Annotated in this window: 12 protein-coding genes; 10 read left to right on the top strand and 2 right to left on the bottom strand. The window is 63.9% G+C overall.

Annotated elements, in window-relative coordinates:
* Window positions 1–495: 495 nt before the first annotated feature.
* The 3 genes from NOF55_RS09825 (at window position 496) to NOF55_RS09815 (ending at window position 1,476) form a co-directional block, all read left to right on the top strand.
* Window positions 496–705, top strand: coding sequence for a cold-shock protein (locus NOF55_RS09825; protein ID WP_306411193.1), 210 nt, complete (start codon window positions 496–498; stop codon window positions 703–705).
* Between the two features lie 134 nt (window positions 706–839).
* On the top strand, window positions 840–1,064 hold the full coding sequence (locus NOF55_RS09820; RefSeq protein ID WP_306411679.1) for a hypothetical protein: 225 nt from the start codon (window positions 840–842) through the stop codon (window positions 1,062–1,064).
* Between the two features lie 31 nt (window positions 1,065–1,095).
* Window positions 1,096–1,476, top strand: coding sequence for a DUF6481 family protein (locus NOF55_RS09815; RefSeq protein ID WP_306411192.1), 381 nt, complete (start codon window positions 1,096–1,098; stop codon window positions 1,474–1,476).
* A 121-nt stretch (window positions 1,477–1,597) separates the two neighbouring features.
* Here NOF55_RS09815 and NOF55_RS09810 read toward each other — a convergent pair whose 3' ends face one another.
* Complete coding sequence (locus tag NOF55_RS09810; protein WP_306411191.1) at window positions 1,598–2,062, bottom strand: Lrp/AsnC family transcriptional regulator; 465 nt, start codon at window positions 2,060–2,062, stop codon at window positions 1,598–1,600.
* A gap of 159 nt (window positions 2,063–2,221) precedes the next feature.
* Here NOF55_RS09810 and NOF55_RS09805 point away from each other — a divergent pair, with 159 nt between their 5' ends.
* Together NOF55_RS09805 and NOF55_RS09800 are read left to right on the top strand one after the other, a co-directional pair.
* Window positions 2,222–3,235, top strand: a complete 1,014-nt coding sequence (locus tag NOF55_RS09805) for a 1-aminocyclopropane-1-carboxylate deaminase (protein ID WP_306411190.1) — start codon at window positions 2,222–2,224, stop codon at window positions 3,233–3,235.
* Between the two features lie 202 nt (window positions 3,236–3,437).
* A complete protein-coding gene (locus NOF55_RS09800; RefSeq protein WP_306411678.1) occupies window positions 3,438–5,759 on the top strand; it encodes a thiamine pyrophosphate-binding protein in 2,322 nt (773 codons plus the stop codon).
* Window positions 5,760–5,773: 14 nt separating this feature from the next.
* Here NOF55_RS09800 and NOF55_RS09795 read toward each other — a convergent pair whose 3' ends face one another.
* Window positions 5,774–6,460: a GntR family transcriptional regulator gene (locus NOF55_RS09795; protein WP_306411189.1), complete on the bottom strand. Its 687-nt coding sequence runs from the start codon at window positions 6,458–6,460 to the stop codon at window positions 5,774–5,776.
* Between the two features lie 178 nt (window positions 6,461–6,638).
* Between NOF55_RS09795 and NOF55_RS09790 the strand changes: the two genes are divergently transcribed.
* The 5 genes from NOF55_RS09790 (at window position 6,639) to NOF55_RS09770 (ending at window position 13,095) form a co-directional block, all read left to right on the top strand.
* A complete protein-coding gene (locus NOF55_RS09790) occupies window positions 6,639–8,147 on the top strand; it encodes an ABC transporter substrate-binding protein (RefSeq protein ID WP_306411188.1) in 1,509 nt (502 codons plus the stop codon).
* A 79-nt stretch (window positions 8,148–8,226) separates the two neighbouring features.
* Entirely contained in the window at window positions 8,227–9,144 is a 918-nt protein-coding gene (locus tag NOF55_RS09785) for an ABC transporter permease (protein WP_306411187.1), read from the top strand.
* Window position 9,145: 1 nt separating this feature from the next.
* Entirely contained in the window at window positions 9,146–10,048 is a 903-nt protein-coding gene (locus NOF55_RS09780; RefSeq protein ID WP_370868964.1) for an ABC transporter permease, read from the top strand.
* The gene (locus tag NOF55_RS09775) at window positions 10,048–11,706 is read left to right on the top strand and encodes an ABC transporter ATP-binding protein (RefSeq protein ID WP_306411186.1); all 1,659 of its coding nucleotides are present in this window, start codon (window positions 10,048–10,050) and stop codon (window positions 11,704–11,706) included. The genes NOF55_RS09780 and NOF55_RS09775 overlap by 1 nt, the downstream gene beginning before the upstream one ends.
* Window positions 11,707–11,712: 6 nt before the next feature.
* On the top strand, window positions 11,713–13,095 hold the full coding sequence (locus NOF55_RS09770) for a M20 family metallopeptidase (RefSeq protein WP_306411185.1): 1,383 nt from the start codon (window positions 11,713–11,715) through the stop codon (window positions 13,093–13,095).
* The last annotated feature ends 29 nt before the right edge of the window (window positions 13,096–13,124 follow it).

The following is a 13,124-nucleotide window of genomic DNA, read 5'->3' as shown; positions in this document are numbered from 1 at the left end:
CCCCGCCCGGCGGCGCCGGCGTCCATCCACGCTTGTCACCGGACATGTCACCGCGGCCCCGCGCGAAGTGATGATTGTCGAAAGAAACGCTGCACGCCGGTCGAGGTTCCATAGGCCGGGGAGGGCAGGAGCAGGAAAGGGCGGGCGTCCGCTTCCGGTGAAGGGCCCGCCTTTCCGGGTTCCGTCAGCCTCGCAGCGAAGGCTTCAGGGCGATGATGGAGATACAGGGTTTTCCCCGCCTGTGGATCGGGTCGTCAGGACGGTACGTGCAAGGCTGGAAAATACAACCGTATGAAGAGAGTCGATATTTTAAAAACTAAAAGTTGACACTCCTGGGCGGATCGCCTATGTATGGGTCGTCGATATTTGCTTGCTGAGCTTTGGTTATCGCGCGTTTAGCACCGCGCCTGAGCGAACTTTCCTTTCAAAAATCGTTATCACCGTCCGCAACGCTTCGGCGTTGGGATTTCTCGTATTGCTATGAAAGGGTTCATCATGACCACTGGCACAGTTAAATGGTTCAATTCCACCAAGGGTTTCGGCTTCATCGAGCCTGACAATGGCGGCGCCGATGCGTTCGTCCACATCTCTGCCGTCGAGCGCGCCGGAATGCGCGAACTCGTGGAAGGCCAGAAGATTGGCTTCGACCTGGAGCGCGACAGCAAGTCGGGCAAGATGTCCGCCTGCAATCTTCAGGCGGCCTGAGCCACCCGGTATCCGCTTTCCTTTGACCACGGATGTACTGGCACTGTCGAGAGCATGATACCAACCAAGGTCAGGCAGATTGCCTGGCCTTTTTTATTGCCGCGATCCTGGCGGCCCCCAATTCGGAAAAGACCATGACACAGACACACAGCAAATCTCGCCAGCAGGCCGAGATAGCCTTCAACGATGCCCAATCGCAATTTTTTGCCCGCAGCAGCGCCGTTGAAGAGCGCGATTCCATCGTTCGCTCCCGCGAGGAAAAGACCCTGCGGCTTCGGGAAGCGCGCCTTGCAAAGCAATCGCAGGACCGTGCCGCGGCGACGGCCGCGCTTCTGGCCAAGCGCGCCAGAACGACCTGACCTGTTCCAACACGATTTCGAGGACTATGATTTGAAGAACGCCAGAAACAACGAGCTTTTCGACCGCCGTGCAGCTTCCGGGGAAGCGAAGGCCGCTCTCCTGAATGCCTATCGTGCGGCGCAGACGGCCGACGAGCCTGCCAGACTCGCAAGGCAGGCGGAACGCGTGGCCGTCGCCGCCGCCCGGGAAGAGCGGCGCCTTGAGCGCGAACGGGTGAAGCGCGAGACGGCCGAGCGCCTTGCGGCCGAGGCGGCCGAGCGGCAGGCAGCCGTCGCTGCCGCAGCCCGGGCCGAAACCGAAGCGCGCGAGGCAGCCGAGAAGAACCGCATCGCCCGCGTGGTCGAAGACGAGGCCGCCCGAAAGGCGGAACGCGACCGGCGCTACGCCAACCGCAAGGCCAGACAAGCCTAGAGCGCCCTGCGTCCGGACGGACGCAACGGGGCGACGCTCCGGAGCGCGGTGCCGCGCTCCAACTCGTTGTTTTTACGCATTTCCCGACGCAAAACCGCTGCGCGCTTTTGCTGGAAGTGCTCTAGAAATCCAGCGGCGCATTGTCCACCACCTCCTTCATCACGAAAAAGGTGCGGGTCTGGCGCACGCCCGGCAGGCCGATCAGCTGCATGCCGTGAATGCGGTTGAAATCCGCCATGTCGCCGACCCGGATCTTCAGGAAATAATCGAAGTCGCCGGCGACCAGATTGCAATCCAGCACGAAATTGAGCTTCGCGACCGCCTTCTCGAAGGCGTCGAAGCTTTCGGGTGTCGAACGGTCGAGGACGACGCCGACCATGACCAGCGCGCCGCGGTCGACCTTGTGCGGCTCGACCATCGCGCGCACGGACTTGATATAGCCCTCATCGAAGAGACGCTGCGTGCGGCGATGGCAGGTCGCGGCGCTGACGTCGACCATCTGCGCCAGTTCGGCATTGCTCAGCCGGCCGTTTTTCTGCAACAGGCGCAGCATTTTCAGGTCGATGCGGTCGAGTTCGGACCTCATGAAAGAATCTTCCGTATTTTTGATAAAAAATGAAAAATAGTCATGAATTTTCAGTCATATGATTGAATTTCACGAAAACGCGATGCTATCTTTGAGAGCACCTTTCATTGGAAGGATGTTAGCGTTCCCTTCATGTCAAAACAAGCACGAGGGAATCCCATGCTGGAGAAATTCGAGCGCTACCCGCTCACATTCGGACCGACCCATATCGAGAAGCTGGAGCGGCTTTCCGAGCATCTTGGCGGCAAGGTCGCGCTTTACGCCAAGCGCGAGGACTGCAATTCGGGTCTGGCCTTCGGCGGCAACAAGCTGCGCAAGCTCGAATACATCATTCCCGACGCCATCGCCTCGAATGCCGATACGCTGGTATCGATCGGCGGCGTGCAATCCAACCACACGCGCATGATCGCGGCGGTGGCCGCCAAGATCGGCTTCAAGTGCCGGCTGGTGCAGGAAAGCTGGGTGCCGCACGAGGACGCCGTCTACGACCGCGTCGGCAACATCCTCCTGAGCCGCATCATGGGCGCCGACGTGCAGATGGTCGACGAGGGCTTCGATATCGGCATCCGCCAGAGCTGGGAAGAGGCGATCGAGGACGTCAAGGCCAAGGGCGGCCACCCCTATCCGATCCCCGCCGGCGCATCGGTGCATAAATACGGCGGTCTCGGCTATGTCGGCTTCGCCGAGGAGGTCCGCGCGCAGGAAGAGGAGCTTGGCTTCAAGTTCGATTACATCGTCGTCTGCACGGTGACGGGTTCCACCCATGCCGGCATGACGGTCGGTTTCGCCAAGGATGGCCGCGCCCGCAACGTCATCGGTATCGACGCCTCCTTCACACCGGCCCAGACCAAGGCGCAGGTGCTGGAAATCGCGCAGCGCACCGCCGGCCTGGTCGAACTCGGCCGGGAGATCACCGAGGACGATATCGTTCTCGTCGAGGATTACGCCTATCCGGTCTACGGCGTGCCGTCGGACGAGACCAAGGCCGCCATCCGGCTCTGCGCCCGGCTGGAAGGCATGATCACCGACCCGGTCTACGAGGGCAAGTCCATGCAGGGCATGATCGACCTCGTGAAGAAGGGCTACTTCCCGGAAGGCTCGAATGTGCTCTACGCCCATCTCGGCGGGGCGCCCGCCATCAACGGCTACGCCTACACCTTCCGCAACGGCTGACGTCGCGGCGCTATCCTGCCCGGCCGGAAACGCATGTCCGGCCGGGCAGATCAAGGGGAACGGATCCGGTCAGAGCAAGGCACAAAGCCGCCGGGCGGATCCACATCGGGCATGAACCCGATAGCGGGAGACGATCGTGACGGACACCGGCATCGCGCATCTGAAATCCATCGAGCGGCAGATCCTCTGGCTGTCCTGCTGGATGATCCACAACGCCAACCACCTGCGGGAAAAGGGCGAGGTCAAGGTCGGCGGCCATCAGGCCTCTTCGGCCTCGATGGTCTCGATCATGACCGCCCTCTATTTCCACGCCCTGCGGCCGGAAGACCGCGTCGCAGTCAAGCCGCACGCCTCGCCGGTGTTCCATGCCATCCAGTATCTGATGGGCAACCAGACCCGCGACCGGCTGGAGAATTTCCGCGGCTTCGGCGGCGTGCAATCCTATCCGAGCCGCACCAAGGATGTCGACGACGTCGATTTCTCCACCGGCTCCGTGGGGCTCGGCGTGGCGGTCACGGCCTTCGCCTCGATGGTGCGCGATTACATCGCCGCCAAACCGTGGGCCGAAAAGCGCCCGCAAGGGCGGATGATCGCGCTGGCCGGTGACGCCGAACTGGACGAGGGCAACATCTACGAATGCCTTCAGGAAGGCTGGAAGCACGACCTGCGCGACACGTGGTGGATCATCGACTACAACCGGCAGAGCCTCGACGGCGTGGTACGCGAGGGCCTGTGGCAGCGCATAGAGGCGATCTTCCGGGCCTTCGGCTGGGAGGTCGTCATCGTCAAGCATGGCGCCTTGCAGCGGGCGGCCTTCGCCGAGCCGGGCGGTGAGCGGCTGAGGGACTGGATCGATCGCTGCCCCAACCAGCTCTATGCCGCGCTGACTTTTCAGGGTGGGGCCGCCTGGCGGCAACGCCTTCTCGACGAGATCGGCGATCAGGGCGAGGTGACGGCGCTGATCGGGCGGCGTTCCGACGACGAACTGGCGGCGCTGATGAACAATCTCGGCGGCCATTGCCTCGAAACCCTGACCGAAGCCTTCGACGGGATCGACCACGACCGGCCGACCGTCTTCCTCGCTTATACGATCAAGGGATGGGGCACGCCGCTGGCCGGCCACAAGGACAACCATGCCGGTCTGATGACGACGGCGCAGATGGCCGGGTTCCAGACGGCGATGCAGGTCGCGGCGGGCCGCGAATGGGAACCGTTCTCGACCGTGGCCGATCCCGGCGACTTGCGCGATTTCCTGTCGCAGGCCGCCTTTTTCCGGGAAGGGCCGCGCCGCTTCGGCGCGCCCCGGATCGCCACGGACGGCCCGGTGTTTCTCGAAGACCGCGTGCTTTCGACCCAGGCCGGTTTCGGCAAGATTCTCGATGCGCTGGCGAAATCGCAAAGTCCCCTTGCCGCGCGCATCGTCACGACCTCTCCCGACGTCACGGTTTCGACCAATCTGGGGCCGTGGGTCAACCGGCGTGGCCTTTTTGCCGGCGATTTGCAGGCCGACACCTTCCGCGACGAGCGGGTGCCGTCGTCGCAGAAATGGCATTTCTCGCCCGAGGGGCAGCATATCGAGCTCGGTATTGCCGAGATGAACCTCTTTCTCCTGCTCGGCGCCGCCGGGTTGTCGCATTCGCTGTTCGGCGAGCGGCTGCTGCCGGTCGGCACGGTCTACGATCCCTTCATCTCGCGCGGCCTCGATGCGCTCAATTACGCCTGCTATCAGGATGCCCGGTTCATGATCGTCGGAACCCCTTCGGGGATCACGCTGGCGCCGGAAGGCGGCGCACACCAGTCGATTGCCACCCCGCTGATCGGCATCAGCCAGGACGGGCTAGCGAGCTTCGAGCCGGCCTTTCTCGACGAGCTTTCCATCGTCATGGACTGGGCTTTAGATTACATGCAGCGCGATGGTGAGGTCCGGCCGGACCCGCGCACGGGCTTGCGCGACGAGGCCGGCGGCTCGGTCTATCTGAGACTGACGACGCGGCCGCTCGAACAGCCGGCGGCGCGGCGCGACGATCCGTATTTCCGGCAGGGTGTGATCGACGGCGGATACTGGCTGAGGAAACCCGGCCCCAATGCCGACGTCGTGCTGGTCTATCAGGGCTGCATCGCGCCGGAAGTGATTGCGGCCGCCGGCCTTCTCGGCGAAAGCAGGCGCGATATCGGCGTGCTGGCCGTGACCTCCGCCGACCGGCTGCATGCCGGATGGACGGCGGCGCAGCAGGCCCGGCGCGGCGGCCTGAAGGCTGCCGCCGGCCATGTCGAGAGCCTGCTGGCAGGGCTTCCGCGCCATTGCACGCTCGTCACCGTCACCGACGGGCATCCGTCGAGCCTCGCATGGCTGGGCGCTATTCACGGCCACAGGTCGATCGCGCTCGGGGTCGAGCGCTTTGGCCAGACCGGCACCGTTCAGGAACTCTATCGCCATTATGGAATCGACAAGACGGGCATCGTCAGGACGGTTTCAGGCCTTACGGGGGGAGCCGACGTGTCCGAGCTCCTGCTTTTCCCATGAGGGGCGCGTGCCGTTCAGCCGGCGGATTGTCCCGCGTCTTCGAGGGCGCCGCCCTTGGCAAGGCGGAACTCCTCGTAGAGGCTGCCCTGGATGCGGATATGGGCGCGCATCACGGTTTCGGCCCGTGCCGCATCGCCGGCTTCCAGCGCCAGCAGGATTTCGCGGTGCTCGCTCATCGACCGCGACAGCCGGTCGCCGACGGAAAGCTGCGCCTTGCGGAAGGGTTTCAGGCGCCGCTGGAGATTGCGCGCCTCCTCGGCCAGGAAAGCGTTGCCGGAAGCGTCGTATATCATGCCGTGAAACGTGGCATTCCGCTCGTAATAGAGCTGGTAGTCGCGCACCTGCAAGGCCGCCTCGCAGGCCGACGCGGCCTGACGCAGCAAGAGGAGCCGGGCCGGGGTGATGCGGGTGGCCGCAAGGCGCGCGCACCACGCCTCGATTTCCGCCATCACCTCGAACATCTCCACCAGACGGGTGAAATCCGGCTGGCGGACGAAAGCGCCGCGATTGGGAACGAGTTCGACCAGTCCCGTGGCGGAAAGCAGGCGCAGGGCCTCGCGAAGCGGCGTGCGCGAAACGCCGAAGTCGCGTGCCAGCCGCACCTCGTCCAGCCGTTCGCCGTCGCTGAAACGGCCCTCGGCGATCTGCGTCTCGATACGCTCGTAAAGAATGTCCGCCGTCGGCGGCCTGGTGCCGGTCACATTCGATCCTCCAGCCGGTTTCATACCGCCGGCATAATGCCCTGACAATATGTCATTTTGTATTCAAAAAGAATGAATTGAGTGCAATTTTACTTTTGTGTATACAAAAATAAAAACATGTATAATATATAGCCATAAAACATAAATGCCTAAAATAGGTTCAAAAAGGGGAACTGAGATGAGAACAGCAATTGCAGCAGTCCTTCTGCCCGCCTGCCTTCTGGCTTCGGCGGCTCTGGCCGGCAAGGCCGACGACACCGTATCGATTGCCTTCGCCAAGGAACTCGAACATGTCGATCCCTATTTCAACACGGCCCGAGAAGGCATCCTGCTCGGCAATGCCGCATGGGACGGCCTGCTCTACCGCAATCCGGAAACCGGCGAATATGTCGGCAATCTTGCGACGGAATGGGGGTGGGTCGATGCCACCACGCTCGACCTGACCCTGCGCGAAGGGGTGAAATTCCACAATGGCGAGGACTTCGACGCCGATGACGTGGTCTACACCCTGAACTACGCGGTCGATCCGGCCAGCGGCATCAAGAACAAGGTCAGTGTCAACTGGATCAAGACCGTCGAGAAACTCGACAAATACAAGGTCCGCATCCACACCAACGGGCCGTTCCCGGCCGCCTTCGAATATCTGGCCGGGCCGGTCGTCATCCATCCCGACGAATATTACAAGGCCGTCGGGCCGGAAGGCGTGGCGACCAGGCCGATCGGCACCGGTCCCTACAAGTTCGAAAGCGTCGAGCCGGGCAAGCATTTCGTCCTGAAGCGCAACGAGGACTATTTCGCCGCCGCCAAGCCGAAGGCCAAGGTCGAGACCATCGACATCCGCACCATTCCCGACATCAACACCCAGATGGCGGAACTCTTCAACGGCACGATCGACCTTGTCTGGCAGGTGCCGTCCGACCAGGCCGACAAGATGGCCGGCCGTGGCGGCTTCCAGGTGGTCAACGCGCCGACCATGCGTGTCGGCTACCTGACGATGGACGCCGCCGGCCGCACCGGCGCGGAGAACCCGATGACGGACGTTCGCGTGCGCCAGGCGGTCTATCATGCGATCAACCGCAACGGCATCGTCGATGCGCTGATGAAGGGAACGACCGAGGTGGTCGACAGTGCCTGCTCGCCGAGCCAGTTCGGCTGCGCGAGCGATGTGACGACCTATGCCTACGATCCGGCCAAGGCGAAGGAACTGCTGGCCGAAGCCGGATATCCGAACGGCTTCGAGATCGATTTCTACGCCTATCGCGACCGGCCGCTGGCCGAGGCGATGATCGGCATGCTGGCCGAGGTCGGCATCAAGGCCAACCTGAACTACCTGCAATATGCCGCGCTGCGCGAAAAGCGCATCAAGGACGGCGCGCCGATCACCTTCCAGACGTGGGGCTCCAACTCCATCGCCGACGTTTCGGCCATCACCAGCGAGTTCTTCCGGCTGGGCGGCGAGGACGACGCCCGCGACGAGGTGCTGGCCGAGACGCTGAAGAAGGCCGATTCCTCCATCGACCCGGAGGAGCGCGAGACGCTCTACAAGGAGGCACTCTCCCTCATCGCCGACAAGGCCTACTGGGTGCCGCTGTGGAACTATTCCACCAACTACATCATGGGTGAGGACGTCTCCTTCACCCCGACGCCCGACGAACTCGTCCGCTTCTACGAGATCGGCTGGAAGTAAGCTCTGCCTCGCCTTCCGGGACGCCGCACCTGCGGCGCCCGGATACCGACCCGCAGGCGCCTTGCGTCAGGAGCATACGATGCTGAGATTCATCTTCACGAGACTATGTATGGCGGCTCTGGTCGCGCTGACCGTGTCCTTCGTCAGTTTCATCCTGCTGTTTCTGGCCGGCGATCCGGCGATCGCCATTGCCGGCGACAGCGCCCCCGGCGAGGTCATCGCCGCCATCCGGGCCGAATACGGTTTCGACCGTCCGCTGCTGGTGCAGTATTTCGACTGGCTGATGCGGGCGCTTTCCGGCGATTTCGGCATGAGCTACTATTTCAGGACGCCGGTGTCGGGCATGATCGCCGAGCGACTGCCCGTCACCATGACCATCGGCTTTCTCGGCATGAGCTTCGCGCTGCTCGTCGCCATTCCGATGGGCGTGCTTGCCGCCGCCTTTCCGAACACGATCGTCGACCGGCTGGCGCTCGGCATCGCCGTCGTCGGGCAGGCGATCCCGAGCTTCTGGTTCGCCCTCATCCTGATCGTCATCTTCTCGGTCAATCTCGGCCTCGTGCCCGCTTCGGGAACCCGGCACTGGACCGGCTACATCCTGCCGATGATCGTGCTCGGCTATTATGCGACGCCCGCCATCATGCGGCTGACGCGCGCGGGCATGCTGGAGGTGCTGTCGGCGGATTACATCCGCACCGCCCGCGCCAAGGGCCTGCAACCGCGCCAGGTGCTGTTCAAGCATGCGCTGCGCAACGCCATCATTCCGGTGGTCAGCCTGGCGGCGGTGCAGCTTGGCTTCATGTTCGGCGGTTCCATCGTCGTGGAAACGATCTTCGCCCTTCACGGCGCGGGCTTCCTCGCCTGGGAGTCGATCTCGCGCAACGACCTGCCGACCATGCAGGCGCTCATCCTGATCTTCGCGATGTTCTACATTGTCTTCACCTTTCTCGCCGACGTTCTGAACGCATGGCTCGATCCCCGACTGAGGACCGCCTGACATGAGCGATACGATTCAAGCCACCGCCGTGGCCCTGCCTGCGGGCGCGCCCCGGCCCATGCGGGCGCTGCTGGCCAAGGCAGGGAAACACCGCGGCTTCATGGCCGGGTTCGTCATCCTCTCGACCATCGGCCTGATCGCACTTCTCGCGCCGGTAATCGCGCCCCACGACCCCTACCGGCAGGACCTGCTGGCGCGCCATATCCCGCCCGTCTTCCTTGGCGGCGACTGGAACCACATCCTCGGCACCGACGCCCTCGGGCGCGACTACCTCTCGCGGCTGATCTACGGTGCCCGCGTCTCGCTGCTGATCGGCTTCACCGCGGCGTTGATCTCCGCCGTCATCGGCACGACGCTTGGCGTCCTCGGCGGCTATTTCGGCGGCAAGGTCGATGCGGTGGTGATGTTCATCCTGTCGGTGCGGCTCGCCCTGCCGGCGACGCTGGTGGCGCTGGCGGTGGTGGCGCTGTTCGGCGGCTCTCTCACCGTCGTCGTCTCCGTCCTCGGCCTGCTCCTGTGGGACCGCTTCGCGGTGGTGCTGAGAAGCGCCACGATGCAGGTGCGGCAGATGGACTACATCGCCGCGGCGGAAGTGCTGAACGCCAGCCTGCCGCGCATCCTCTTCAAGGATGTGCTGCCGAACGTCATGAACGCGCTGATCGTCATCATCACCGTGGAAATGGCCCATGCCATCATTCTGGAGGCGGCGCTGTCCTTCCTCGGCCTCGGCGTGCAGCCGCCGACGCCCTCCTGGGGGCTGATGATTTCCGAGGGCAGGGAGATGCTGCTGTTCGAAAGCTGGCTGATCACCATTCCCGGCATCGCCCTTTTCATCCTGGTCTTTTCCATCAACATGCTGGGCGACGGCCTGCGCGACATCACCGCACCGGAGGGTAGGAACTGATGGCCGATCCCGTTTCCGAACCGGTCCTGTCGATCCGCAACCTGACCATCGACCTTCCCAGGGGCGGCGACCGCCCCCATGCGGTCAGCAACCTGTCGCTTGATATCGCGGCGAAGGAAATCCTCTGCATCGTCGGCGAATCCGGTTCCGGCAAGTCGATCACATCCTTTGCCGCGATGGGTCTCCTGCCGAAGGTTCTCAAGCCTTCCGGCGGCGAGATCCTGTTCGAGGGGCGCGACATGCTGAAGCTTTCCGAGGCCGAGCATGCGAAGCTGCGCGGCAACAGGATGGGCATGATCTTCCAGGAGCCGATGAGCGCGCTCAATCCCTGCTACACGGTCGGCGACCAGATCGAGGAGGTCTTCAAGGCCCATACCCCGATGCCGGCGGCCGAGCGGCGCGCGCGCACGCTGGCGCTCCTGAAGGAGGTCCGGCTTCCCGATCCCGAGCGGCTCTATCACGCCTATCCGCATCAACTGTCGGGCGGGCAGCGCCAGAGGATCGTCATCGCCATCGCGCTCGCGATGGAGCCGCGCCTGCTGATCGCCGACGAGCCGACGACGGCGCTCGACGTGACGACGCAGGCGCAGATACTCGACATGTTCAAGGCGCTGAAGGAAAGCCGCAATGCCGGCATCCTGTTCGTCACCCACGATTTCGACGTGGTGGCCGAGCTTGCCGACCGCGTGGTGGTCATGCAGAAAGGCATCGTCGTCGAACAGGGCGCGGCCGAACAGGTGCTGAACAATCCCGTCCATCCCTATACCCGCATGCTGATCGACGCCGTGCCGAAGCGCCAGGGCGCCAAGGGGCCGGTCGATATGTCCGCGCCCGTCGCGCTGCGCGTCGCGGGCATCGAAAAGACCTTCACGACCGCCCGGACGCTGTTCAAGCCCGCCCGCAAGGTGCAGGCCGTCAAGCCGACCGACTTCACCGTGCTCGAAGGCAAGACGCTCGGCATCGTCGGGGAATCGGGATCGGGCAAGACGACGCTGGTGCGCTGCCTGATGGGACTGGTGGAGCCGGACGAGGGCACCGTCTGGATCGGCAATGCGCGGCTCGACACCACGACGGCGGCCGGCCGGCGCAATTTCCGCAAGCATATCCAGATCGTCTTCCAGGACCCCTACGGCTCGCTCAATCCGCGCCGCACCATCGGCGACCTTCTCGTCGAGGGGCCGGTCAATTTCGGCGTGCCCCGTGCGAAGGCCATGCAGAAGGCGTGCGAGCTGATGAAGATCGTCCGCCTCGAGGAAGATGCGCTCGACCGCTATCCGGCGCAGTTTTCCGGCGGCCAGCGGCAGCGCATCTCGATTGCCCGCGCCCTGATGGTCGAGCCGAAAATCCTGATCGCCGACGAGGCGGTGTCGGCGCTCGACGTCTCCGTCCAGAAGGACGTGCTGAAACTGCTCGACGACATCAGGAAGAGCGTCGGCCTGACGGTGATCTTCATCACCCACGACCTGCGCGTGGCGGCGGAAATCTCCGATCATATCCTCGTCATGTCGAAGGGCGAGGTGGTGGAATACGGCACCGTCGACGATGTTTTCGGCGCGCCAAAACACGCCTATACGCGCCAGCTGCTCGCGGCCATGCCCGGCCGCGGCTGGGAAGCGCCGGACATGGCGGCGCTCGCCGCTGCCGATGCAAAGGGATAGATCCACATGAACAGAACGCAATCGATGGAAGCGGCGCGCACCTATGTCGACGGCGGCGGCCTGATCGCCGACCTCGCAACGCTGGTGGCGCGGCGTTCGGTCAGCCAGTCCGAGGGGCGCCCGGAAGACCTCCATGCCTATCTGGAGGAGGACATGCGCCCGCTTCTCGCCTCGATGGGTTTCGACACCGAAATCTTCGACAACCCCCGCGAGGGCGGCGCGCCGCTGATGATCGCCACCCGCATCGAGGGAGAGGACCTGCCGACCGTGCTCGTCTACGGCCACGGCGACGTCTGCAACGGCGAGGCGCATCGTTGGCGGGAAGGGCTCGATCCGTTCACCCTGACACGGGAGGGCGACAGGCTCTACGGACGCGGCACCGCCGACAACAAGATCCAGCACCTCGTCAACATCAAGGCGCTGGAACTCCTGATCCGTGAGAATGGCAGGCTCGGCTTCAATGCGAAGATCATCCTCGAAATGGCGGAGGAAACCGGCTCCTTCGGGTTGCGCGAGTTCTTTACCGCCCATCGCGAGCGGCTTTCGGCCGACGTGCTGATCGCCTCGGACGGGCCGAGGCTTGCCGCCGACACGCCGACCATGTTCATGGGCTCGCGCGGCGGCATCACATTCGATCTCGTCGTGGACCTGCGCGAAGGCGATTTCCATTCCGGCAATTTCGGCGGGCTGCTTGCCGATCCGGCCATTCTGCTTGCACAGGCGATCGCTACGATCACCGATGCCCGCGGCCAGATCCGGATTCCCGAATGGCGCCCGGACAGCCTGACGCCGGACATTCGCGCAGCGCTTCGCGACCTGCCGCCGAGACAGCATGATGCGGACTGGGGCGAGAGCGAGCTGACACCCGGCGAGCGTGTCTTCGGCTGGAATTCCTTTGCCGTTCTCGCCATGTCGTCGGGCAATATCGCCGCCCCGCAGAACGCCATATCCGGTTCGGCCCGCGCCACCTGCCAGTTGCGGTTCGTGGTCGGCACCGACATGGACGATATTCTCCCGGCGCTTCGCCGCCATCTCGACGCCCACGGATTCCCGATGGTCGAGATCCGGCCGGGTCGCCGCGAGGCGTTCCGGGCGACGCGATTTTCGCCGGATCACCCGTGGGTCCGTTTCGTCGAGCGCTCGCTGGCATCGAGCGCCGGAAAGCGTCCGCATGTGCTGCCGAACCTCGCGGGCTCCCTGCCGAACGACGCTTTCACCGAAATCCTCGGCCTGCCGACGATCTGGATTCCCCATTCCTATGCCGAATGCGGCCAGCACGGCCCGAACGAGCATGCGCTGCTTTCCATCGGCCGAGAGGGCATGCAGGTGATGACGGCACTGTTCCTCGATATCGGCGAACACGCGGCGGAGCTGAAGCCGGCCGGCTGACACGGGCCGACCGCTTCCGCGGCGTCGCT

It is taken from the genome of Ectorhizobium quercum, assembly GCF_026552795.1.
GTDB classification, from domain to species: Bacteria; Pseudomonadota; Alphaproteobacteria; order Rhizobiales; family Rhizobiaceae; genus Ectorhizobium; species Ectorhizobium quercum.
The sequence above is the reverse complement of the archived record's forward strand: the minus strand, read 5'-3'. Positions and strand labels throughout refer to the sequence as shown.

Coding starts and splice junctions, on each gene's coding strand:
- NOF55_RS09785 (WP_306411187.1), top strand. CDS start 8,227: ATGCTGAGATTCATCTTCACGAGACTATGTATGGCGGCTCTGGTCGCG.
- NOF55_RS09805 (WP_306411190.1), top strand. CDS start 2,222: ATGCTGGAGAAATTCGAGCGCTACCCGCTCACATTCGGACCGACCCAT.
- NOF55_RS09780 (WP_370868964.1), top strand. CDS start 9,146: ATGAGCGATACGATTCAAGCCACCGCCGTGGCCCTGCCTGCGGGCGCG.
- NOF55_RS09800 (WP_306411678.1), top strand. CDS start 3,438: ATGATCCACAACGCCAACCACCTGCGGGAAAAGGGCGAGGTCAAGGTC.
- NOF55_RS09775 (WP_306411186.1), top strand. CDS start 10,048: ATGGCCGATCCCGTTTCCGAACCGGTCCTGTCGATCCGCAACCTGACC.
- NOF55_RS09810 (WP_306411191.1), bottom strand. CDS start 2,062: ATGAGGTCCGAACTCGACCGCATCGACCTGAAAATGCTGCGCCTGTTG.
- NOF55_RS09770 (WP_306411185.1), top strand. CDS start 11,713: ATGAACAGAACGCAATCGATGGAAGCGGCGCGCACCTATGTCGACGGC.
- NOF55_RS09825 (WP_306411193.1), top strand. CDS start 496: ATGACCACTGGCACAGTTAAATGGTTCAATTCCACCAAGGGTTTCGGC.
- NOF55_RS09820 (WP_306411679.1), top strand. CDS start 840: ATGACACAGACACACAGCAAATCTCGCCAGCAGGCCGAGATAGCCTTC.
- NOF55_RS09790 (WP_306411188.1), top strand. CDS start 6,639: ATGAGAACAGCAATTGCAGCAGTCCTTCTGCCCGCCTGCCTTCTGGCT.